Source organism: Bradyrhizobium sp. Kon58, assembly GCF_055807455.1.
Genome location: NZ_JBVVOT010000021.1, coordinates 1 through 20,925, shown reverse-complemented (window position 1 = coordinate 20,925; position 20,925 = coordinate 1). Strand labels below are relative to the sequence as shown.

The following is a 20,925-nucleotide window of genomic DNA, read 5'->3' as shown; positions in this document are numbered from 1 at the left end:
CTGTGCCAGCGACGGCTGGCGTGGCGGATGAGGTACGCCGCAGCGGGCCGGCTGCGAATATGCGCTGTCCGGCAGACACTCTTTCGCGGCGCGAACGAATGCCGGACCGGCGCTCGGCAGTGGTTGTCGCAGCGGGAGCGAACGCCTAGCTTGCATTCGGAGCTCGATGGGCTGGCGGGAAACGCATGGATCGTCTGGATGCGATGAAGGTGTTTGTCCTTGCGGTGGACGAGGGCAGCCTTGCGGCTGCGGGCCGCAAGCTTGGCCGTTCGCCGGCGGCGGTCAGCCGCGCCATTGCTTTCCTGGAGCAGCGGGTCGGTGCCGAGCTGCTGCACCGGACCACACGTTCCATCAAGCTGAGCGAGGAGGGCGAGCGCTATGTCGCGGTCTGCAGGCGCGTGCTCACCGAGTTGGAGGAGGCCGACGACATCGCGGCCGGACCGCGCACGGCGCCCCGCGGCTTGCTCACGATCACTGCCCCGGTGGTGTCGGGTGAGATGGTGCTGCGGCCGATCCTCGATGCGTTTCTCGATGCCTATCCGACCGTGTCGGCAAAACTCCTGCTGTTCGATCGCGCGGTCAATCTGATTGAGGAGGGGGTCGACGTCGCGCTCCGCATCGGCCATCTCGCAGATTCAGCGATGGTCGCGATGCGGGTCGGCGAGATCAGCCGCGTCGTGGTGGCATCACCGCGCTATCTGAAGCAGCACCCGCGCATCACCGAGCCCGGCGATCTCGCCAAGCACCAGATCGTCGCGATGGCCCATCTTCCCAATTCGTGGACCTTTGCACCGCAGGCCGGGTCGTCGGCAGCCCGCACGGTACAGTTCACGCCGCGCCTTGTCGTCAACAGCACCTATGCGGCGGTGGCCTCGGCCGTCGCCGGCCGCGGTGTGGCGCGAATGTATTCGTACCAGGTGGGTGAGCAGGTCGCGCGCGGCGAGCTCGAGATCGTGCTGACCGGCGACGAGGATCCCGAGATGCCCGCGCATTTGATCTGTCCGCAGGGCCGGCTCTCGGTGCCGAAGGTCCGGACCTTCACGGACTTTGCGGTGCCGCGGCTGAAGAAGCAGTTTGCTCAGCTCAAGAAGGGCATCAGTGCGCGGTGAGCCGCTGCGCGCACGGGCAATGCGTTGTTTTGCGTATACGGCGGGTCGGGTGAATCGGCCATGCTGCCCGAACGGTTAACGCCGGATTAACCGCGGAGTCCTAGCCTGTCTCGGCCGGGGTTACTTGCAAGGCCGAGGTGAGCCCAATGGAAGCCCAGAGAATCGCGGTCGACGCCGTCGTCGCGTTGACCGATTGCGACCGCGACGCCGTCATCGCGTTTATCCGCCGCCTGTATCTCGCCGGCGTCACCGACCCCAAGCGCCTGACCTTCAAGGGTCTCCAGGCCCTGTCACGGGCGTGACCAGGGCCCCGTACAATCTATTACTGGACGGTCGGATCGCTGATCCGGATTGACGTGACACGGTCCGCCTGCACTTCGAATGAGAAGGGCCATGGGTGATAGGTCCAGAGCTCGGTCTTCTCCAGCCCGCTCGGCCCGACATGGAAGGGGCCGCCGAACTGCGCCATCAGCTTCTCGGTGCTGTCGCCGAGATTGATGTGGTTGCAACGCAGAACATCGACGGAGAGAGCGTCGGCCTGCTCAACAAGCTATTCGGCAAGCTCTACGAGATCAATCTTGCGAGCCGCAAGGTCAAGGAATGGAATTGCAACGTCTACTACACGCTGAAATATTCGCTGACGGCGCTGATCCTCGGCCTCATCGTGCTGTCGGCGCTGCGATGACCGCGTCTAATGATGGTGCTTGTGTGCTTCGGAGCTATCGGGGCGTTGGTAACCTCGCAGCTCCGCGTATCGCTGCATCTGGCTCTGGTCGAGCAAGGCGGTTGTCGACAGATGATATTTGAGGTGGCTTTCGCGGAGCAATGCCTGGGTTTCCGAAATGGCAACGAGGGTCGCCTTGAGTGACTCCGATGTCACGACGCGGGCAGAGAAGAGCCGGTCCAACTCCGTTTCCTGCTCGACCAGCTTGTTACCCAGCGGGACCGCCTCTTGCTTCATGGCCTCGAACAGGCGCTGAACCCGGATGCGCTGATCCGCGGTCAAGTCAAGCCGGTCACCGAACTCAAGAACATGGCTCGGACCGGGATATCCATTGAGTTCGGCGGCAAGCGCCAGGCCCATGCCACGTCCGGCTCGAAGATCGTCGATCTGCTGGTGCGACAGCGCCTTGATGGGGCGCTGCTCAAGGCCGGCATAGGGCTGACCGGACTGCGCGCTGGCTGCATTGCACGAAACGACAAGTGCGGCCGCAAGCAGGAGAAGGCGTCTCATGAGTCTGGCTCCATGAAATCGGCCCGGCTCGTCGATCGATCTCCACCGGTGCTCTCCACATATCTTGCTGGACGGTTCGCCTCATGGCAACAAAGATTGCCGCGATTGAGTTGCCGAACATGGAGCAGGCGATGGCCTCCTTGCCGACCGCGAATACCGAGATCACGCAGTTCTTTCGCCACTGGCTGGAGACCTTCGCGGGCTATGTCCGCGAGGTCGACTATGCTTCGGCGCGGCCGCTCTTCCATCCGGATGTGCTGGCCTTCGGAACACACAACGACGTCATTCCCGGCCTCGACCAATGGGTCACCACGCAATGGGACAACGTCTGGCCCAAGACAGCCGACTTCCGTTTCGTCATCGACCAGGCCTCGATCCTGGCATCGTCCGATGGCACAATGGCGACCGTGATCGTGCCGTGGACGAGCACGGGCTATCATCCCGACGGCACCGCGTTTCCGCGCCCCGGCCGGGCCACGATGGTGTTTTCAAGACATGGCGATGGTTGGCTGTGCGTGCATTCCCACATGTCGCTCAATCGCGGTGTGCCGCAGACAAGCCACGCCGATCGGCCGGTGAAGGCCTGGTAGACCGGCATCGTCCGCCATCGAAATGAAAAAGGCCCCGGACATACCCGAGGCCTTCTTAGGTAGAGCAGTCGTGAGCCTTACTCGGGTTGGCCGATCGAGACCTTCAGCGTGCCAACGCCGTCGACGCCGCATTCGAGCTTGTCGCCGGGCTGGAGCTGCGACACGCCGGCTGGCGTGCCGGTCATGATGATGTCGCCGGCGGCGAGCTTCACCTGCTGCGAGAGCTGCCAGATGATCTCGGGCACGTTCCAGATCAGCTCGGTGAGGTCGCCCTTCTGCGCTTCCTTGCCGTTGACCGTGAGCCAGATCTTGCCCTTGGCGGGGTGGCCGATCTTCGATGCCGGCTGCACCGCGGAGCAGGGCGCCGAATGGTCGAACGACTTGCCGACCTCCCACGGACGCTCCTTCTTGCGCGAAGCGATCTGGAGGTCGCGGCGGGTCAAATCGATGCCGACGGCATAGCCGTAGACATGGTCGAGCGCCTTCTCGGCGGGAATGTTGAGGCCGCCGCTCTTCATTGCGACGATCAGTTCGACCTCGTGATGGAGATCCTTGGTCAGCGGCGGATAGGGAATGGTGGCGCCGTCGGGCACCAGCATGTCGGCGTGCTTGGCGAAGAAGAACGGCGGGGCGCGCTCGTCATTGCCCATCTCGCGGATGTGCTCGAGATAGTTGCGGCCGACGCACCAGATGCGGCGCACGGGATAACGGCCGCTTTCCCCGACGACGGGAAGCGAAGCCTGGGGCGGAAGCGGGATGACGTAGGAGGCGGCGTTCATGGTGCGATCTCGCTGCTCTTGAGGTGAAAGGAACTCTATGCGGTTGCGCTGATCGGCGCCAGAGCGCCGGCGTCGTGATGTTGCAGGCGGAAGAACGAGGCGTAGCGGCCGCCGCGGCGGAGCAGCTCGTCATGCCGGCCCTGCTCGACGATCTCGCCGCCCTCGACCACCAGGATCGCATCGGCGTGCATGATGGTGTGCAGGCGATGCGCGATCACGATGGTGGTGCGGTTCTGGCAGAGATGCTCGATCGCTTCCTGCACCTGGCGCTCGGACTCCGAATCGAGCGCGGCGGTGGCTTCGTCGAGCAGGATGATCGGCGCGTTCTTGATCAGCGCGCGCGCGACCGCGATGCGCTGGCGCTGGCCGCCGGACAGCTGCGTGCCGTGCTCGCCGACGGGCGTGTCGTAGCCGAGCGGGAAGCCCATGATGAAATCATGCGCGCAGGCTGCTTTCGCAGCATCGATGATTTGGTCTTCGGTCGCGCCCGCGCGGCCGAAGGCAATGTTGCTGCGGATGGTGTCGCGGAACAGATAGACGTCCTGGCCGACATAGGCGGTCTGAGCCCGCAGCGATTTTCGCGAGACGGCGCCGATCGACTGGCCGTCGATCACGATGTCGCCTTGCGTCACCTCGTAGAAGCGCAGCAGCAACCCCAGCACGGTCGATTTGCCGCCGCCGGAGGGGCCGACCAGCGCGGTGACCTTGCCGGGCTCGGCAACAAAGCTCATGCGGTTGAGGACGGTCTCACCGTTGCGATAGGAGAAGCTGACGTCGCGCAGCTCGATGCGTGCGTTCGACAGTTTCAGCGCCGGCTTGTCGTCGTCGGAATGCTCGCTCGCGGGGCTGTCGACGACTTCGAGCAGCATGCGGGCGCCGACCAACTGGCTGTTGAGGTCGATGTTGAGCCGCGCCAGCCGCTTGGCCGGCTCGGTCGCCATCAGGAAGGCGGTCATGAAGGAAAAGAACGCGCCGGGCGTGGCGTTGAGCGCGACCACGCTATAGCCGCCGTAAAGCAAACAGCCGGCGACTGCGAAGCCGCCGAGCATCTCCATCAGCGGATTGGAGCGATTGGCGACGCGGGCCATCTTGTTGGCGTTGCGCTCGACGATCGCGATATTCTCGTCGATGCGGTTCTGCATGGTGTCTTCGAGCGTGAACGCTTTCACCGTGCGGATGCCCTGCAGCGATTCCTGCATCGTCTCCAGGATATCGGCGGTGCCGGTGAACTGGTTGTAGGCGAGGCCCTTGATGCGCTTGACCAGCTTGCGCAGCACCAGCATCGCCGGCGGCACCGCGACGAGGCCGATGAACGACATCACCGGATCCTGCCACACCATCACGCCGATCATGGCGAGCAGCATCATGAGGTCGCGCCCGACGGCATTGACCAGCATGTTGAGGACGTCGGTGATGGACTTAGCGCCGGCCGTCAGCCGCGCCAGGAATTCCGACGAATGCCGCTCGGAGAAGAATCCGACGCTCTCGCGCATCAGCTTGGCGAACAACTGGCGCTGGTTGGTGGCGAGGATCGCGTTGGAGATCTTGGTCAGGATCACCATGTGGCCGTAGGTCGCCACGCCCTTGATGAAGAGCAGGATCACCGTGATGCCCGAGAACATCGCGATGCCCGGGATGTTCTTGTCGACATAGGCCTGGTTGATGACCTGGCCGAGCACGTAGGTCGCGCCCGCGGTCGATCCGGCGGCAAGCGCCATGAGCGCGAAGGCGACGAGGTAGCGCCGCCAGTAGAGGATCCCCTGTTCCGTGACCAGGCGGCGAATCAGCACCGCTGCCGCATAGGGATCGTCGGTGATTTTCTTTGGAAACTGAGCCATCCGCAGTCCATTGACGGCACAGGAAAACGCCTGCCCTCGCGTCAGGGATCGAACGGCCTCTGTGCCCGCTAAGCCAGCGCTTTTCAAGCCCAATTAAGGGCTTGCGCTGGAATGGAATCTAGGCCGAGGCGGCGTGGCGGAGCTCGCCGTGACGCTCGCGGAACAGCTTGTCCTCCCAGGCCAGCGCATGGGCTGCGATGGTCTCGAGGTCGTCGTATTGCGGCTTCCAGTCGAGCAGTCCGCGGATGCGGCTGGTGTCGGCGACCATGGTCATGATGTCGCCGGGCCGGCGCGGGGCGTATTGCACGGCGAAGCTGCGGCCCGAAACACGGCGCACCGCGTCGATGGTCTCCAGCACCGAGTAGCCGCGGCCATAGCCGCAATTGAGCGTCGTCGAGGCGCCGCCGTTGCGCAGATAGGCGAGCGCCGAGCGATGCGCCTGCGACAGGTCCGTGACATGGATGAAGTCGCGGATGCAGCTGCCGTCCTGGGTCGGATAGTCGGTGCCGAACACGTCGATCTTGGCGCGCTGGCCGGTCGCGGCTTCCACCGCGATCTTGAGCAGGTGCGTGGCGCCGACGGTGGCAAGGCCGATGCGGGCCTGCGGATCGGCACCCGCAACGTTGAAATAGCGCAGGGTCACGTATTGCATGCCGTAGGCGGCAGCGACGTCGTGCAGCATGATCTCGGTCATCAGCTTCGACGAACCGTAGGGCGACAGCGGTCGTGTCGGCGCATGCTCGGGCACCGGCACCTGGTCCGGATCGCCGTAGACCGCCGCGGTCGAGGAGAAGATGAAGCGGTCGATGCCGCGCTTGACCGCGACGTTGAGCAGGTTGCGCGCGGTCGTGAAATTGTTGCGGTAATAGCCGAGCGGATCGCGCATCGAATCCGGCACGACCACCGACCCCGCGAAATGGATGATGCTCTCGATGTTGTGCTGGGCGATCACGCCTTCGAGCAGGTTCTCGTCGCCGGCATCGCCAATGAACAGCGGCACGCCTTCGGGCAGATAGGCGGAGAAACCGGTGGAGAGATCGTCGATCACGACGACGTCCTCGCCGGCTTCCGCCAGCGCCAGAACCGTGTGGCTTCCGATATAGCCGGCACCGCCGGTGACAAGCACAGTCATGATCTCACCCGTCTTCGATCAACGCTCCAAGCTAACGTTTACGTGGTGAAGAGTGGGTATCGGCGCGGCTGAACTGGTCACTATGCTTAATGTTGCGTATAGGGACTTTCGAAACGGAGCGTGGCGTGGCGAATTCCCCAAGCGATCTCGAAGTGATCGTGCCAAATCTGCACAGGCGCTATTCCGGGGTCACCGCGACCAACCGGATGGTGGCGCCGCGGCTGGCAAAGCTCTATCGCGCCGCGTGGTTCGGCTCCGACGCGCCGGAGGGCATCGCGCGCCTGGGCGGTGCCGATCTGCTGAAATTGTGGCGCCGCAAGGCGCCGGTGATCTGGCACGCGCGCCGCAACAACGAGATGATCGCGGGCGTGCTGTTGCGCGCGCTCGGCTGGCCGCTGAAACTGGTCTTCACCTCCGCGGCACAGCGGCACCATAGCTGGATCACGCGCTGGCTGATCCGGCGCATGGACGCGATCATCGCGACATCAGATCTTTCGGCTTCGTTCCTGAAGGTGAAGGCGACGGTGATTCCGCACGGCGTCGACACCGCCGTCTATGCGCCGCCGCTCGACCGCGCTGCGGCCTTCGCGGAAGCCGCGCTCCCGGGCCGCTACGCGATCGGCTGCTTCGGCCGCGTGCGCGCGCAGAAGGGCACCGATGTGTTCGTCGATGCGATGTGCCGCTTGCTGCCGCGCTATCCGGATTTCGCCGCTGTTATCGTCGGCCAGGTCACACCCGAGCAAACCGCTTTTGCAAACGACCTGAAGAAGCGGATCGAGGCCGCCGGCCTGCAATCGCGCATCGTCATCACTGGCGAACTGCCGATCGAAGACGTGCAGCGCTGGTATCAGCGGCTGACCATCTACGCCTTCACCTCACGCAACGAAGGTTTTGGCCTGACCTTGATCGAGGCGATGGCGGCCGGCAGCGCGCTGGTCGCCGCGCGCGCCGGCGCGGCCGAGCTCGTGGTGGAGGATGGCGTGACCGGCGTGCTGGTCCCGACCGGTGACGCGGATGCGCTGGCCGCAGCGGTCGAACCGCTGATGCGTGACGTGGCCGCCGCGATCGCTATGGGCGAGCGCGGGCGGGCAAGGGTGCTCGAACGGTTCAGCCTCGATGCGGAAGCGGCGCGGATCGGCGAGGTCTATCGGCCGCTGCTTTGAGCCACTGCCGTCTCATCCCCAAAAACAAAACCGCGAAAACACCCCATGCACAGTAGCCGGTGCCAACGAAATCAATGGCTTGGCCGGCATCCCCGAAGCTGCGGAATTTACGAAGTCGATTTGACTCGTCGGGCAAAACACCGGCATGATGTCATCATCGGCGCAGCCTCGACGGCTTCACGTCGAAGCCCTTGTCCCCGCCTCACCCAGCACCCGTTGCGCAATCGCCACCACCTCGCTCGCCGCGATATCTCGCATGCAGCGGTGGTCGTTCATCTTGCAGATCGTGCTCTGGCAGGGTTGGCAGGAGAGCACGCTCTTGTCCTGCACCACGGTCGCGGCGAGGCCGTTGAGGGGGGCCCAGAGATAGGGGCTGGTCGGGCCGAAGATGCCCATGGTCGGCGTGCCCAGGGCGGCTGCGATGTGCATCAGGCCGGAATCGTTGGAGATCGCGACGCCGGCCGCAGCCATGGCCAGCACGCCGTTGCGCAGATCATTGCCGGTGAGGTCCCGGACCCCCGGGCCGCCGGCCGCGACGATCTCCTGGGCCAGGCCCTTTTCCCCGGGGCCGCCGACCACCCAGACCTCGAGGCCGCGCTCGGCGAGCAAGCGGGCGGCCTCGGGATAGTAGGTCCAGCGTTTTGACACCCCGACCGAGCCGGGGGCGAGCGCTACGGCAGCGCCTGCGCTGAGGCCATTGGCCTGCCGCCAGCGGACGATGTCCTCGGCCGGGACCCGCAATTGCGGCACCGGCCATTCCGGCGGCAGCGGGGCGCCATTGGGCTGGGCGAGGGCGGCGTTCTTGTCGATGAAGCGGGGCAGCTTCTTCTCGCCCCAGCGCCAGCGGTTGAGCAGGCCGAACCGGAATTCGCCGACGAAGCCGACCCTTTCCGGAATCCCGGCCAAAGCGGGCGCGATGGCGGCCTTCCAGGTCCGGGGCAGCACCAGGGCGGTGCCGTAGTTCCGCTCGCGCAGGAGCTTCGCCAGGCCGAGCTGGCGGCCCACGGCGAGCCGGCCGCGCGGCATGTCCCAGACAATCCCATCGCGCACGCCGGGCATGTAATCGACCAGGGGGGCGCACAGCGACGTCGTGAGCAGATCGACCGGCCGGTTCGGCCAGCGCTCGTTCAGGACCCGGACGACGGTGTGATTCCGGACGAAATCGCCGATCCACATGTAGGGGACGATCAGGATCGGGCGCGTGTCGCCCCGATCTCCCTCGCCGCTAAGTTGCGAATCTTGGTTCATTCGTTAATAAAGCCGGGGTGCGCTGATGTGGCGGTTCGGTTAGCCGCTCCGGGCCGGCAGGTAAAGCCGGCTGAGCGGCCATCCCAAAACCGCTTACACTTTGGAGGATCATGCGCTAGGGCAAGATCGGGTCGCAAAACATCGGGCAGGCTAGGTGAAATGTTGCTGGTGACCGGCGGGGCCGGTTTTATCGGATCGAATGTCGTCGCCGCGCTGAACGAGGCCGGCCGCAGCGATGTCGTCGTCTGCGATTTCCTTGGCACCGAGGGCAAATGGCGCAACCTCGCCAAGCGGCAGCTTGTGGATATCGTGCCGCCGGCCGAGCTGCCGGACTGGCTGAAGGGCCGCAAGCTCGATGCCGTGATCCATCTCGGGGCGATTTCCGCGACCACGGCGACCGACGGCGACCTGGTGTTCGAGACCAATTTCCGCCTCTCGATGCGTCTCCTGGACTGGTGCACCGCGAATGCGGTGCCGTTGATCTACGCCTCCTCGGCGGCGACCTATGGCGACGGCGAGGCAGGATTTGACGACGATGCTTCGATCGCTGCGTTGAAGAAACTGCGGCCGATGAATCTCTACGGCTGGAGCAAGCACCTGTTCGATCTCGCCGTCGCCGAGCGCGCAGCGAAGGGCGAGAAGCTGCCGCCGCAATGGGCCGGGCTGAAATTCTTCAACGTGTTCGGCCCCAACGAATACCACAAGGGCTCGATGATGAGCGTGCTGGCGCGGCGCTTCGACGACGTCAAAGCGGGCCGCGTCGTGCAATTGTTCAAGTCGCATCGCGAGGACATCGCGGACGGCGACCAGCGCCGCGATTTCATCTATGTCGACGACGTCGTGCGCGTGATCATGTGGCTGCTGGCAATGCCCTCGGTGTCCGGCATCTTCAATGTCGGCACCGGCAAGGCGCGCAGCTTCAGGGATCTGATGCTGGCGGCTTATGCTGCGCTCGGCGCCAAGCCCAATATCGAATACATCAACATGCCCGAGCAGATCCGCGGCAGCTACCAGTACTTCACCCAGAGCGAGGTCGATCGCCTCCACCGCGCCGGCTATAATGGCGGCTTCACGACGCTCGAGGACGCGGTGAAGGCTTATGTCGGGGATTATCTCGACCGGCCCGACCGCTTCCGCTGAGGCCCATCACTATGCCGACGCCCATTCTCGATTTCGATGCCCTCGCGCAAGCCATCTCGGGCCGCACGGTCCTGTGCATCGGCGATATCATGCTGGACGAGTTCGTCTATGGCGAGGTGTCGCGGATCTCGCCGGAAGCGCCGGCGCCGGTCATCGCGGCACAGCGCAGCGAGATCCATGTCGGCGGCGCCGGCAATGTCGCGCGCAACGTCGCCGCGCTCGGTGCGCGCTGCATCTTCGTCGGCCTCGTCGGCGCGGACGAGGCCGGCAGGCAGCTCGCCTCGACGCTTGCGGAGCAGGGCGCAATCGAAAGCGTTCTGGTGTGCGATCCCTCGCGTCCGACCACGCGAAAGGTCCGTTTCGTCTCCGAGCATTTTTCCACGCATATGCTGCGTGCGGATTGGGAGCAGGCACAGCCTGCATCCGATACGATCGAGACCAAGCTGATCGAAGCGATCCTGCCGCAGATCGCGCGCGCCGACGTCGTGCTGCTGTCCGACTACGCCAAGGGGGTGCTGACCGCCCGCGTCATCCGCCACACCATCGACGCCGCGCGAAAACTCGGCAAGCCCGTGATCGTCGATCCCAAAAGCCTGAACTGGGCGATCTATCGCGGCGCCACGCTGCTCACGCCCAATCGCAAGGAATTTTCGGAAGCGACCCGAAGCCGCGCCGACACGCCGCAGAGCATCGTCGACGCCAGCGAGGACGTGATGCGGCTCGCCGATTGCGAAGCGATCCTGGTCACCCAAGGCGAGCACGGCATGACGCTGGTGCCGCGCAACGGCGAGGCCGTTCACGTTCCGGCGTTTCCGGTCAAGGTGCGCGACGTCTCCGGCGCCGGCGACACCGTTGCCGCGGCGCTCGCGGTGTCGCTTGCCACCGGCGCGGACTGGGACACGGCGCTGCGCATGGCCAGTGCCGCGGCCGCCGTCGCCGTCGGCAAGCAGGGCACCGCAAGCGTGAGTGTGGCCGAGCTGAAGCGAAAGATATTGCCGCATGCCTATCTCGCGGCCGAGGAGAAGATCGTGCTCGAGCCCGGTGCGCTCGACGCGCAGCTCGCGGAATGGAAGAAGCAAGGCCAACGCGTCGGCTTCACCAATGGCTGCTTCGACATCCTGCATCCCGGCCACGTCAAGGTGCTGACAGCGGCGCGCTCCGCCTGCGACCGTCTGATTGTGGGCCTCAACAGCGACGCCTCGGTGCGGCGGCTGAAGGGCGCCGACCGCCCCGTTCAGGACGAGCGAGCGCGTGCGGAAGTGCTGGCGGCGCTCGAAGCCGTCGATCTCGTGGTTATTTTCGACGAGGATACGCCGATCGACCTGATCACCCGCATCAAGCCGAGCGCGCTGATCAAAGGGGGCGATTACACCCGCGAGCAGGTGGTCGGCCACGAGGTCGTTGAGGCCGCCGGCGGGACGGTGGTGCTGGTCGACATTCTCCAGGGCTTCAGCACGACCGCGCTGGTTCATCGCGCGCGGGGAGAGGGCAAGTGACGACACTCGCCGGGGAGACGACCGGCCAGGTGCTGTGGCGGCGTCTGCGCAGTCCGGCGGCCTGGTCCGAGACGGTCGACCTGTTTGCGATCCTGACCGCGGCCTCGCTGCCATGGTCGACGTCGCTTGCGGCGATATTCAATGTCCTGATGCTGCTCTGCATGGTGCCGTTCCTCGACGTCCGTGAGTTCCTGCAATCGCTCAAGCGTCCGATCTGTGCGGCGCCGATTGCGCTGGTCCTGCTCGCGCTGGTCGGGACGCTGTGGTCGGACGCGGCCTGGGGGGCGCGCTTCTACGCGGTCAATCCGACCGTCAAGCTGCTGGTGCTGCCGGTCCTGCTCTATCATTTTGCGCGCTCGCCGCGCGGACATTGGGTGTTCGTCGCCTTCCTGGTGTCCTGCGCGCTGCTGTCGGTCATGTCCTGGCTGGTCGCCTTCTACCCCGACCTCGCGCTCAAATCCGACCGCGTCGAGCGCGGCATCTTCGTCAAAAACTACATCGACCAGAGCCAGGAGTTTGCGCTCTGCGCGGTCGCGCTCGCCTATCCGATCGTGCAGTTGCTGCGTCAGAAGCGCTACTCGATCGCCGGGCTGCTCACGGCGCTTGCGCTCGCCTTCTTCCTCAACATGGTGTTCGTGGTGGTGTCGCGCACCGCGCTCCTCACCATTCCGATCCTGTTCGGTGTGTTTGCGTTGCTTCATCTGAGATGGCGCAGCATCGCGATCATCTCCGCGGCCCTGCTCGTGGGCGCGGTTCTCGCCTGGCAGGCCTCGCCGCAATTGCGCAAGACCGCCGACAGCTTTGCCAGCGACTATACCCGCTATGTGGAAACAGGCGCGCCGACCTCGGCCGGCTTGCGGCTCGAATTCTGGCGGAAATCACTCGGCTTCTTCGCGGAGGCGCCGATCAAGGGGCACGGTACCGGCTCGACGCGTGGATTGTTCGAGCGGACCGCGACGCCCGGCAATCAGAACCTGGCGTCCGCCGAGGTGATCGGCAACCCGCATAACCAGACGCTGAACGTGGCCGTGCAATGGGGCATCATCGGCGTCGCCGTTCTCTACGGCATCTGGATCCTGCATCTGCTGTTGTTTCGCGGCGACGGGCTCGCAAACTGGGTCGGCCTTCTGGTCGTGGTTCAGAACGTCTTCACCTCGCTGTTCAACTCCCACCTGTTCGACTTCCACGAGGGCTGGATGTACGTCATCGGTGTCGGCGTTGCCGGCGGCATGGTGATCCGGGCCCAGCAGCCAGAAGCGAAGGCGACGGTAGCGGTTCCTGAACGGCCGGCCGGATCGCAAACCTTGACCGGCAAACCTTGACTGGCAAGCCTTGACTGGCGTGTCCGGCCGAGATGGGTTATCAGCGCGATCAGGTTGCATTTAACTGGATTTTCGGTCAGCGGATGACGCGACTTTCGCATCTCACCTTGCGCAATTTCATGATCGCGCTCCACGACCTGCTCGCGACCACGGCGGCGCTGTTCGCCGCCTTCTATCTGCGCTTCGAGGGCGGCGACGGCTTCTTCGACCGCCTGCCGCTGCTGATCCAGATCTTGCCCTATTTTCTCGCCTTCAGCGTGGTCGTGTTCTTCGTCTTCAACCTGACTACGACGAAATGGCGCTTCATCTCGCTGCCCGACGCGCTGAACATCATCCGCGTCGCGACCGTGCTGACGGTTGCACTCCTGGCGCTCGACTACATCTTCGTCGCCCCCAACGTCCGCGGCGCCTTCTTCCTCGGCAAGGTGACCATCGTCCTCTACTGGTTCCTCGAGATCTCCTTCCTCAGCGCGTTGCGCATGGCCTACCGCTATTTCCGCTATACGCGGGTTCGGCGTCACGCCCGCACCGGAGATGCCGCGCCGACGCTGCTGATCGGCCGCGCCGCGGACGCCGAGGTGCTGTTGCGCGGAATCGAGAGCGGGGCGATCAAGCACATCTGGCCGGTCGGTGTGCTCTCGCCGTCGAGTTCCGATCGCGGCCAGTCCATCCGCAACGTCCCTGTCCTGGGCGGCGTCGATGATATCGAGGATGTCGTCGCCGACTTCACCAAGCGCGGCAAGGGGATCGCGCGCGTCGTGATGACGCCGACGGCATTCGAGCCGGAGGCCCATCCCGAATCGATCCTGATGCGGGCGCGCAAGCTCGGCGTGATCGTGAGCCGCATGCCCTCGCTCGAGAGTGGCGATACGCCACGGCTCACGGCCGTCGCCGTCGAGGACCTGCTGCTGCGGCCGAGCGAAAAGATCGACTATGCGCGGCTCGAGGCCCTGATCGAGGGCAAGGCGGTGATCGTCACCGGCGGGGGCGGCTCGATCGGTTCCGAGATCTGCGAGCGTGTCGTCGCGTTCGGCGCCGCGCGCCTTCTGATCGTGGAAAATTCCGAACCGGCGCTCTACGCGATCACGGAAACGCTCGCGGCGCTCGGCACCGCTGCTTCGATCGAAGGGCGGATCGCCGACATCCGCGACCGTGAGCGCATCATGCGCCTGATGGCCGAGTTCAAGCCGGACATCGTGTTCCATGCCGCCGCGCTCAAGCACGTGCCGATCCTCGAGCGCGACTGGAGCGAGGGCGTCAAGACCAACATCTTCGGCTCGATCAACGTTGCCGATGCCGCGCACAGTGCCGGCGCCGAAGCCATGGTGATGATCTCGACCGACAAGGCGATCGAGCCGGTGTCGATGCTCGGCCTGACCAAGCGCTTCGCCGAGATGTATTGCCAGGCGCTCGACCATGATCTTGCGGCGGGTCACGGCGGCGCCAGGCGGTCGATGCGGCTGATCTCGGTCCGGTTCGGCAACGTGCTGGCGTCGAACGGCTCGGTGGTGCCGAAGTTCAAGGCCCAGATCGATGCCGGCGGTCCCGTGACGGTCACGCATCCGGACATGGTCCGCTACTTCATGACCATCCGCGAGGCCTGCGATCTCGTCATCACGGCGGCAACGCATGCGCTCGGAACGCAGCGTTCGGACGTGTCGGTCTACGTGCTCAACATGGGCCAGCCGGTGAAGATCGTCGATCTTGCCGAGCGCATGATCCGTCTCTCGGGCCTGCAACCCGGCTACGACATCGAAATCGTGTTCACGGGCATGCGGCCCGGCGAACGCCTGCACGAAATCCTGTTCGCCTCCGAGGAGCCGACCCGCGAGATCGGCGTCGCCGGCATCATGGCCGCGCAGCCGAACGAGCCGCCGATGCAGACGCTGCGCAAATGGATTGCGGCGCTGGAGCAGGCGATCGCGCGCGACGATCGGGCCACCATCAGGACCATTCTGAAGGACGCGATTCCGGAATTCGGGTCGACCGCGGCCTGATCATGCAGCCTCGAGGCAAGATCGTCGTGGCGAGCCAGCACTACCCGCCTGATCCGAGCACCACGGCGGCGATCATGGCCGAGATCGCCTGCCGCATCGCCGGGGATCACGAGGTCGTGGTGCTGTCGGGCTCATCAGGCGCGTTGCCGGCCTCGCAGACCGGCCCGGGCAAGCCGCGGGTCGTCGCCGTCAAGAACCGCATGGCGGGCAAGGCGGCGCTGGTGCGGCGCGGCGCCTCCGAGCTGCTGTTCGCGGTGCGCACGTTCCTGGCGTTGACACGGGAGCTGAGGCGAGGCGACGTCGTGCTCACCGTCACCGCACCGTTCATGCTGCCTTACGCAGTCGCGGCGGCGGCGAGGCTGAAGGGCGCGCGCTCGGCGCTGATCATGCACGACCTCTTCCCGGACGTGCTGGTGATGGCGGGCCTGCTGAAGCCCGGTTCGATCATCACCATGACGATGCGCGCCGCCAACGGCCTGATGTTCCGCGCGCTCAATGCCGTCATCACCATCGGCCGCGATGCGGAACGGCCGCTGCTGAGCTATTCCGGCATGACGCGGAACAAGATCCGCTTCATCCCGAACTGGGCGACGCTCGTGGCCGCACCCCGGCCGGTGACGGCGGATAATCCGTTCCGCAAAGCGCTCTCGGCGGGTTTCGTTGTCGGCCTGTCGGGCAATCTCGGCTTCACCCATGATCCGGAGATCGTGTTCGAGGCGGCGCGGCTTTTGAGGGCCGAGCCCGACATCCATTTCCTGCTCTCCGGCTGGGGCATCGGCTTCGAGCGGTTGAAGCAGTTGCAGACTGAGGCGAACTTGCCCAATGTCTCCTTTGTGGGGCGGGTCGAGGATGCCGAGCTCGAGGCTTTCCTGGCGGCTGCCAATCTCTGGATCATTCCGTACCGGAAGGACGTTGCGGGGGTGTCGGTGCCGAGCCGGTTCTACAATCTGCTGGCGGTCGGCCGTCCCGTGGTGCTGGTCTCCGAACCGGAGGCCGAGGCCGCGTTGACCGTGGTGGAGAACGGGCTGGGCTGGGTCGTGACGCCCGGCCGCGCCGATCAATTGGCCGAGGCGATCCGCGCGGCGTCTCGCTCCGACGGTGTCGCCATTGCGGAGCGCGCGGTGAAGGCGGCGGCGAAATTCGATCGCGTCACCGCGATGAACGCCTATGCTGCCCTGGTCGACGAATTGTTGCGCAACCCCGAACTGCCGGAGCAACGATGAACGAGCGCAAGCCAGTCGTGCTGGTGACGGGGGCGAGCGGTTTCGTCGGCCGTCATGTCGTGCCCGCACTGGCGCGCGAGGGATGGTCGATCCGCCGCGCGGTCCGCAAACCGGAAGGCATGGACGACGAGGTCGTCATCGAAACGATCGGCCCCGAAACCGACTGGCAGGCCGCGCTTCAAGGCGTCGACGCCGTCGTTCATCTCGCCGCACGAGTGCATCACAAGCACGAAGAGCATGCGGTCCAGCTCTACCGCAACGTCAACATTGCCGGCACGCTGCACCTGGCGCGCAGCGCGGCGACGGCCGGCGTGCGGCAGTTCATTTTCATCAGCACCGTTCTCGTGCACGGTCGCAGCAATGAGGGCCGCGGGCCGTTCAGCGAGGACGATGTCCTGACGCCGCGCGGTCTCTACGGCATGTCCAAGGCCGCGGCCGAAGCGGGCTTGAAGACGCTGGCGCGCGACAGCGCCATGAAGGTCTCGGTGATCAGGCCGCCGCTGGTCTATGGTGCGGGCGCCAAGGGCAATTTCGCGCTGCTGACGCGTGCAGTGAACCTCGGGCTGCCGCTGCCCTTTGCCGCGATCCGCAATCACCGCGCCTTCCTTGCCGTGCAGAACCTGTCGTCGTTCATCCTGCGCCGGCTCTCTCATCCAGATCCCGCGAGCAATTTCGAGATCTTCCTGGTGGCCGACAGGGAGCAGGTCTCGACGCCCGAGTTCATCGAGCGGCTGGCCAAGGCTGCCGGCAAGAGCTCGCGGCTGTTCGGCATGCCGCAGGACCTGCTCGGGACGTTGCTGAGCGTGTTGGGCCGGCAGGATACGCATGACAGCCTGATCGGCTCGCTCGAGCTCAACCTCGCCAAGGCGACCGCGACCGGGTGGCAGCCGTCGGTGTCTCTCGACGAGGGGCTGCGGCTGGCGCTGGTGGCTCAGGACGCCTGAGGGCGGGAGAACCGCCGCAGCACGATGCCGATCGCGATTGCGCCCGCCGACAGCGCGGTCAGCGTGATCGTCATCGAGCCGGCGCGAGCGGTGACGATGGCAAGCCCCGCGAGCACGAGATTGAGCGCGAACACCTCCCCGATCACGCGGGAGACCGTGAAGCCATGGTCGGTGGCACGCTGGTAGAAATGCGAGCGATGCGCCGACCAGAATTGCTCGCGCCTTGCGATGCGCCGGAACAGCGTGATGGTGGAATCCACGAGGTAATAGGCCGGCAGCAGCAGCGCCGCGGCGGGCTGCCCGCGCCAGGCGAGCTCGAGCAGGCACCAGCCGAGCAAAATGCCGATCGGCAGGCTGCCGACATCGCCCAGGAAGACTTTCGCGACCGGCTTGTTGAACGGCGCAAAGCCGAGCATGGCGCCGCACAGCGCCGCGGCGATCAGCGCGGCCGGCCACGACAAATCGCCGAGCAGTCCCAGCAGCAGCAGCGCGGCGGTGACGGGCACCACTTCCGCCACCGTCATCAGGTCGAGCCCGTCCATGAAGTTGACGAGGTTCACGAACCACACGCCCGCCAGCAGGATGAGTCCGCGCTCCAGCGCGAGCGGCAGCGAGGGCGCGATGCGCGCGGTCTCGGGCGTGGTGAACACGACGGCGCCGACAGCTGCGGCCTGCAGCACGAGGCGCACGAGCACTGGCAGCGACTTGATGTCGTCGGCAAATCCGACCACGGCGATCAAGACCGTTGCAGCGATCAGCGCCGGCGGAATCGCGATGTTCGCCCAGGCTGCCCAGGCTGATGCGACCAGCAGCGTCGCTGATATCACGGCGATGCCCGCACCCTGCGGGGTCGGGATGCGATGAGAGGACCGCGCATTGGGCCGCGCCAATGCGTAACGCTGGAGCAGGGGACGGCTGGTCCAGGTGATGACGCCCGACACCAGCGCGGCAATCGCAACGGCAAGCAGCGAGGGTACGGCCCCGAGCGCGTCAACGGCCGCGTTCACTCCGGCACCCCGAGCGGCGCCGATCCCTGCGCGGCTTTCTCCGCGCTGAGGATCCAGACCAGGCCGCCGATCGCGCCGACGATGAAGTACACGGCGCCGAACAGCAGCGAGACGTTGACCCCCTCGTTGGCGGCCAGCCCCGCGAAGCCGAACGCGAGGCTCATGGTGGCTTCACGCACGCCCCAGCCGGCGATCGAGATCGGCATCATCGTGATCAGCATCACCGGCGGCACCAGCATAAAGACGTCGCTGAAGCCGACCGGCGCCGCGATCGACTGCACGACGCACCAGGCGACCACGACGGCCAGCACATGCACGGCGAGCGACAGGATCACGACGGCTGGTCCGCGCGAGCGACTGAAAATCACGCGGTTGGCGATCACGGCACAGGCGTGGATGTGATGCGTGGCCCACCAGGTTCTCAGCCAGTGCCATTTCAGCGCGCCGAAGACCAGGAAGCCGAGACCACCCGCGAGCGCCGCGAGGTCGACGAGCAGCAGCGCCGAGCGCCCGTGTGGATCGGCGATGAGGCTGTAGCTCCAGGGCAGGCTCGCGACGATCATGATCGCGAGCGCGATCAAGCCGATCGCGCGATCGACGAAGATCGAGTAGGTCGCAGCGCGCCAGCCGGCGCCGGCGCGCGCGACGAGCCACAACCGGACCGCATCGCCGCCGATCGCCGAGGGCAGGGTCTGGTTGAAGAACGATCCGATCACGTTGTAGCGCATGGCCCGGCCGAGCTCGAGCGGGGCGCCGCATGCGGCGCTGACCTCGCGCCAGCGCAACACGCCGACGAAGATTTGCAGGAACGCGACGGCGATCGCCAAGCCGATCCAGAACAGGCTGGTCACGGTGAAGCGCGAAAACAGTTCGGACAGATCGACCTTGCGCAGCGCCAGGTAGAGCAGCGCTCCGGAAATCAGGATCTTGGCCGTCGACAGCAGGATTCGGCGCATTTCGCCCGCATGAACAAGGGTTGAAGCAACCCGACGCAAGGCGCCGAATTCGGCCGCTTTGGTATGGTTTTGGCGTCGATCTTGCAATAGCGGTGATCGAGAGCCCTCATGCAGGGCAGCGGAGCTATTGCGACCCCGTCGATGCGGAGGCTAAAGAGGCGCCGCGGGCCAAAGGTCGAGCACGGATCGGGCAAAGCAGACCTTGGGAACAGGATGAGGGATCAGGCGATTTTGGTCAGGGGCGCCGCCGATTTCATCGGCTTGATGCCCGCCGGTGACCCGGCTGCCGCAAATGCGCCGTCTAAGGTCTACAATGTCGGCAACCACCATCCGGAAGAGCTGATGCATGTCGTCGGATTCTGGAGCAGGGCTGGGTCGGACGGCGATCAAAGAATTGCTGCCGAGAGACCTTTTGGAAACGTTCGCGGATGTCGAGGATCTGATGCGCGACACCGGCTTTGCACCGTCAACGCCGATCGCACACGGAGTTCGTAATTTTGTCACCTGGTATCGGAACGACTTCAAGGTTTGAGATGACGATGGACAAACGCATTATCCCCCTGATCATGTGCGGCGGTGCCGGAACGCGGCTGTGGCCGGCTTCGCGCGAGGTGCGCCCTAAGCAGTTCCTGCCGTTGTTCGGCATCCGCTCGACCTTCCAGGACACGCTCTCGCGCGTCTCGGAGGCCTCGCTGTTCGATCGCCCGATCGTCATCACCAATGCGTCCTACCGCTTCATGGTGCTGGAGCAGCTCGCCGAGATCGGCATCGAGGCCGACGTGATCCTCGAGCCGATGCGGCGGGATTCCGGCCCTGCGATCGCCGCCGGCGCGGTGTTCGCGCAGAGCCGCGCGAGTGAGGCGATCGTGCTCGCGCTCGCCGCCGACCACGTGGTGCAGGACAATGCGGCGTTCGTCGCGGCGTGCCGTGAAGGTCTCACCGCCGCGAGCGCCGGGCGCATCGTCACCTTCGGCGTCAAGCCGGAGCGGCCGGCGACCGAATACGGCTATATCAGCCCGGGCGAGGTCATCTCAGGCGAGGTACACGCGGTCGCGCGCTTCGTCGAGAAGCCGGATGCCGTGAAAGCGGCCGACTACGTCAATTCCGGCTATCTCTGGAACAGCGGCAACTTCATGTTCCCCGCCACTGTGTTGCTCGACGAATACCGCAAGGTCGATGCGGCGAGCGTGGAGGCGATTTCCAATGCTGTTAGTAATGCCGGCCGCGATCTCGGCTTCGTGACGCTGGAGCCCGAGGCGTTCGGCGCGGCCAAGGCGATCTCGATCGACTATGCGGTGATGGAGAAGACCGCGCGCGCCGCGGTCGTGCCGGTGTCGTGCGGCTGGTCCGACGTCGGCTCCTGGCACGCCGTGTGGGAATTGTCGGACAAGGACGCGCAAGGCAATGCTTCGCATGGCGCCGCCGTGTTCGAAGATAGCCGCAATTGCAACGTGACCACAGACTCCGCGCTGGTCGCGCTCGAAGGCGTCGACGATCTCATCGTGGTTGCGACCGCGGACGCAGTGCTGGTCTCGCGCCAGAAGGATGCCAACGGGCTCAAGCGGCTGGTCACAAAACTCAAGGCGGTCGCGCCGAAGGTCACCGAGGAGCACCTCAAGGTGCATCGGCCCTGGGGCAGCTACCAGTCGGTCGACAATGGTGAGCGCCACCAGGTCAAGCGCATCGTGGTGAAGCCGGGCGGGCGTCTGTCGCTGCAGAAGCACCATCATCGCGCCGAGCACTGGAT

At 65.4% G+C, this 20,925-nt stretch carries 20 protein-coding genes and 1 pseudogene; 13 read left to right on the top strand and 8 right to left on the bottom strand.

Annotation, left to right across the window (positions count from 1 at the left end; translation table 11 throughout):
- Positions 1-185: 185 nt before the first annotated feature.
- Together AC0L20_RS27790 and AC0L20_RS27785 are read left to right on the top strand one after the other, a co-directional pair.
- Complete coding sequence (locus AC0L20_RS27790) at positions 186-1,109, top strand: LysR family transcriptional regulator (RefSeq protein ID WP_473293900.1); 924 nt, start codon at positions 186-188, stop codon at positions 1,107-1,109.
- Positions 1,110-1,255: 146 nt separating this feature from the next.
- A complete protein-coding gene (locus AC0L20_RS27785) occupies positions 1,256-1,411 on the top strand; it encodes a hypothetical protein (protein ID WP_007612486.1) in 156 nt (51 codons plus the stop codon).
- Positions 1,412-1,431: 20 nt separating this feature from the next.
- Here AC0L20_RS27785 and AC0L20_RS27780 read toward each other — a convergent pair whose 3' ends face one another.
- Positions 1,432-1,578 (bottom strand): hypothetical protein, encoded by a 147-nt coding sequence (locus AC0L20_RS27780; protein WP_473293899.1) that lies wholly within the window; start codon positions 1,576-1,578, stop codon positions 1,432-1,434.
- Positions 1,579-1,614: 36 nt separating this feature from the next.
- On the opposite strand from AC0L20_RS27780, the pseudogene AC0L20_RS27775 reads away from it, so the two are divergent.
- A pseudogene (locus AC0L20_RS27775) lies at positions 1,615-1,794 on the top strand (lipid A hydroxylase LpxO); the annotation flags it as partial.
- 6 nt (positions 1,795-1,800) lie between these two features.
- On the opposite strand, the gene AC0L20_RS27770 reads toward AC0L20_RS27775, so the two are convergent.
- Entirely contained in the window at positions 1,801-2,343 is a 543-nt protein-coding gene (locus AC0L20_RS27770; protein WP_456769079.1) for a hypothetical protein, read from the bottom strand.
- Between the two features lie 131 nt (positions 2,344-2,474).
- On the opposite strand from AC0L20_RS27770, the gene AC0L20_RS27765 reads away from it, so the two are divergent.
- On the top strand, positions 2,475-2,933 hold the full coding sequence (locus AC0L20_RS27765; protein WP_473293978.1) for a YybH family protein: 459 nt from the start codon (positions 2,475-2,477) through the stop codon (positions 2,931-2,933).
- Between the two features lie 77 nt (positions 2,934-3,010).
- Here the strand turns inward: AC0L20_RS27765 and AC0L20_RS27760 are convergent, their stop codons facing one another.
- From AC0L20_RS27760 to galE, 3 genes are all read right to left on the bottom strand, one after another.
- On the bottom strand, positions 3,011-3,712 hold the full coding sequence (locus AC0L20_RS27760) for a fumarylacetoacetate hydrolase family protein (RefSeq protein ID WP_027519002.1): 702 nt from the start codon (positions 3,710-3,712) through the stop codon (positions 3,011-3,013).
- Positions 3,713-3,747: 35 nt separating this feature from the next.
- The gene (locus AC0L20_RS27755; protein WP_473293898.1) at positions 3,748-5,550 is read right to left on the bottom strand and encodes an ABC transporter ATP-binding protein; all 1,803 of its coding nucleotides are present in this window, start codon (positions 5,548-5,550) and stop codon (positions 3,748-3,750) included.
- A gap of 118 nt (positions 5,551-5,668) precedes the next feature.
- Positions 5,669-6,682, bottom strand: coding sequence for a UDP-glucose 4-epimerase GalE (galE, locus tag AC0L20_RS27750; RefSeq protein WP_007612473.1), 1,014 nt, complete (start codon positions 6,680-6,682; stop codon positions 5,669-5,671).
- A 125-nt stretch (positions 6,683-6,807) separates the two neighbouring features.
- Between galE and AC0L20_RS27745 the strand changes: the two genes are divergently transcribed.
- Complete coding sequence (locus tag AC0L20_RS27745) at positions 6,808-7,845, top strand: glycosyltransferase family 4 protein (RefSeq protein ID WP_473293897.1); 1,038 nt, start codon at positions 6,808-6,810, stop codon at positions 7,843-7,845.
- Between the two features lie 177 nt (positions 7,846-8,022).
- On the opposite strand, the gene waaF is transcribed toward AC0L20_RS27745, so the two are convergent.
- Positions 8,023-9,093: a lipopolysaccharide heptosyltransferase II gene (gene waaF / locus AC0L20_RS27740; protein ID WP_473293896.1), complete on the bottom strand. Its 1,071-nt coding sequence runs from the start codon at positions 9,091-9,093 to the stop codon at positions 8,023-8,025.
- Between the two features lie 159 nt (positions 9,094-9,252).
- On the opposite strand from waaF, the gene rfaD reads away from it, so the two are divergent.
- The 6 genes from rfaD (at position 9,253) to AC0L20_RS27710 (ending at position 17,215) form a co-directional block, all read left to right on the top strand.
- Entirely contained in the window at positions 9,253-10,233 is a 981-nt protein-coding gene (gene rfaD, locus AC0L20_RS27735; RefSeq protein WP_473293895.1) for an ADP-glyceromanno-heptose 6-epimerase, read from the top strand.
- A gap of 11 nt (positions 10,234-10,244) precedes the next feature.
- Positions 10,245-11,729, top strand: a complete 1,485-nt coding sequence (gene rfaE1, locus AC0L20_RS27730; RefSeq protein ID WP_473293894.1) for a D-glycero-beta-D-manno-heptose-7-phosphate kinase — start codon at positions 10,245-10,247, stop codon at positions 11,727-11,729.
- Complete coding sequence (locus AC0L20_RS27725) at positions 11,726-13,051, top strand: O-antigen ligase family protein (protein ID WP_473293893.1); 1,326 nt, start codon at positions 11,726-11,728, stop codon at positions 13,049-13,051. The genes rfaE1 and AC0L20_RS27725 overlap by 4 nt, the downstream gene beginning before the upstream one ends.
- Before the next feature lie 83 nt (positions 13,052-13,134).
- A complete protein-coding gene (locus tag AC0L20_RS27720) occupies positions 13,135-15,048 on the top strand; it encodes an SDR family NAD(P)-dependent oxidoreductase (RefSeq protein WP_456769086.1) in 1,914 nt (637 codons plus the stop codon).
- Positions 15,049-15,050: 2 nt separating this feature from the next.
- Positions 15,051-16,271, top strand: a complete 1,221-nt coding sequence (locus tag AC0L20_RS27715; RefSeq protein ID WP_473293892.1) for a glycosyltransferase family 4 protein — start codon at positions 15,051-15,053, stop codon at positions 16,269-16,271.
- Positions 16,268-17,215 carry an NAD-dependent epimerase/dehydratase family protein gene (locus tag AC0L20_RS27710; protein ID WP_473293890.1) on the top strand — a complete coding sequence of 316 codons (948 nt, stop codon included), beginning with the start codon at positions 16,268-16,270 and terminating at the stop codon, positions 17,213-17,215. The genes AC0L20_RS27715 and AC0L20_RS27710 overlap by 4 nt, the downstream gene beginning before the upstream one ends.
- On the opposite strand, the gene AC0L20_RS27705 is transcribed toward AC0L20_RS27710, so the two are convergent.
- Entirely contained in the window at positions 17,203-18,222 is a 1,020-nt protein-coding gene (locus tag AC0L20_RS27705; protein ID WP_473293889.1) for an MraY family glycosyltransferase, read from the bottom strand. The two genes, AC0L20_RS27710 and AC0L20_RS27705, sit on opposite strands and share 13 nt — an antisense overlap.
- A complete protein-coding gene (locus AC0L20_RS27700; protein WP_473293888.1) occupies positions 18,219-19,178 on the bottom strand; it encodes a lysylphosphatidylglycerol synthase transmembrane domain-containing protein in 960 nt (319 codons plus the stop codon). Before AC0L20_RS27700 ends, AC0L20_RS27705 begins: the two co-directional genes overlap by 4 nt.
- Before the next feature lie 346 nt (positions 19,179-19,524).
- On the opposite strand from AC0L20_RS27700, the gene AC0L20_RS27695 reads away from it, so the two are divergent.
- Positions 19,525-19,710, top strand: coding sequence for a hypothetical protein (locus tag AC0L20_RS27695; protein WP_473293887.1), 186 nt, complete (start codon positions 19,525-19,527; stop codon positions 19,708-19,710).
- Positions 19,711-19,717: 7 nt separating this feature from the next.
- Positions 19,718-20,925 (top strand): mannose-1-phosphate guanylyltransferase/mannose-6-phosphate isomerase (locus tag AC0L20_RS27690; RefSeq protein WP_473293885.1); only part of this gene is annotated, 1,208 nt, incomplete at its 3' end.

Excerpts from the sequence above, each read along its gene's own strand:
- AC0L20_RS27770 (WP_456769079.1), bottom strand. The coding sequence starts at position 2,343 with ATGAGACGCCTTCTCCTGCTTGCGGCCGCACTTGTCGTTTCGTGCAAT.
- AC0L20_RS27790 (WP_473293900.1), top strand. The coding sequence starts at position 186 with ATGGATCGTCTGGATGCGATGAAGGTGTTTGTCCTTGCGGTGGACGAG.
- AC0L20_RS27765 (WP_473293978.1), top strand. The coding sequence starts at position 2,475 with ATGGCCTCCTTGCCGACCGCGAATACCGAGATCACGCAGTTCTTTCGC.
- AC0L20_RS27755 (WP_473293898.1), bottom strand. The coding sequence starts at position 5,550 with ATGGCTCAGTTTCCAAAGAAAATCACCGACGATCCCTATGCGGCAGCG.
- AC0L20_RS27700 (WP_473293888.1), bottom strand. The coding sequence starts at position 19,178 with ATGCGCCGAATCCTGCTGTCGACGGCCAAGATCCTGATTTCCGGAGCG.
- AC0L20_RS27715 (WP_473293892.1), top strand. The coding sequence starts at position 15,051 with ATGCAGCCTCGAGGCAAGATCGTCGTGGCGAGCCAGCACTACCCGCCT.
- AC0L20_RS27780 (WP_473293899.1), bottom strand. The coding sequence starts at position 1,578 with ATGGCGCAGTTCGGCGGCCCCTTCCATGTCGGGCCGAGCGGGCTGGAG.
- AC0L20_RS27710 (WP_473293890.1), top strand. The coding sequence starts at position 16,268 with ATGAACGAGCGCAAGCCAGTCGTGCTGGTGACGGGGGCGAGCGGTTTC.
- AC0L20_RS27720 (WP_456769086.1), top strand. The coding sequence starts at position 13,135 with ATGACGCGACTTTCGCATCTCACCTTGCGCAATTTCATGATCGCGCTC.
- AC0L20_RS27695 (WP_473293887.1), top strand. The coding sequence starts at position 19,525 with ATGTCGTCGGATTCTGGAGCAGGGCTGGGTCGGACGGCGATCAAAGAA.
- galE (WP_007612473.1), bottom strand. The coding sequence starts at position 6,682 with ATGACTGTGCTTGTCACCGGCGGTGCCGGCTATATCGGAAGCCACACG.
- waaF (WP_473293896.1), bottom strand. The coding sequence starts at position 9,093 with ATGAACCAAGATTCGCAACTTAGCGGCGAGGGAGATCGGGGCGACACG.
- AC0L20_RS27760 (WP_027519002.1), bottom strand. The coding sequence starts at position 3,712 with ATGAACGCCGCCTCCTACGTCATCCCGCTTCCGCCCCAGGCTTCGCTT.
- rfaD (WP_473293895.1), top strand. The coding sequence starts at position 9,253 with ATGTTGCTGGTGACCGGCGGGGCCGGTTTTATCGGATCGAATGTCGTC.
- rfaE1 (WP_473293894.1), top strand. The coding sequence starts at position 10,245 with ATGCCGACGCCCATTCTCGATTTCGATGCCCTCGCGCAAGCCATCTCG.
- AC0L20_RS27785 (WP_007612486.1), top strand. The coding sequence starts at position 1,256 with ATGGAAGCCCAGAGAATCGCGGTCGACGCCGTCGTCGCGTTGACCGAT.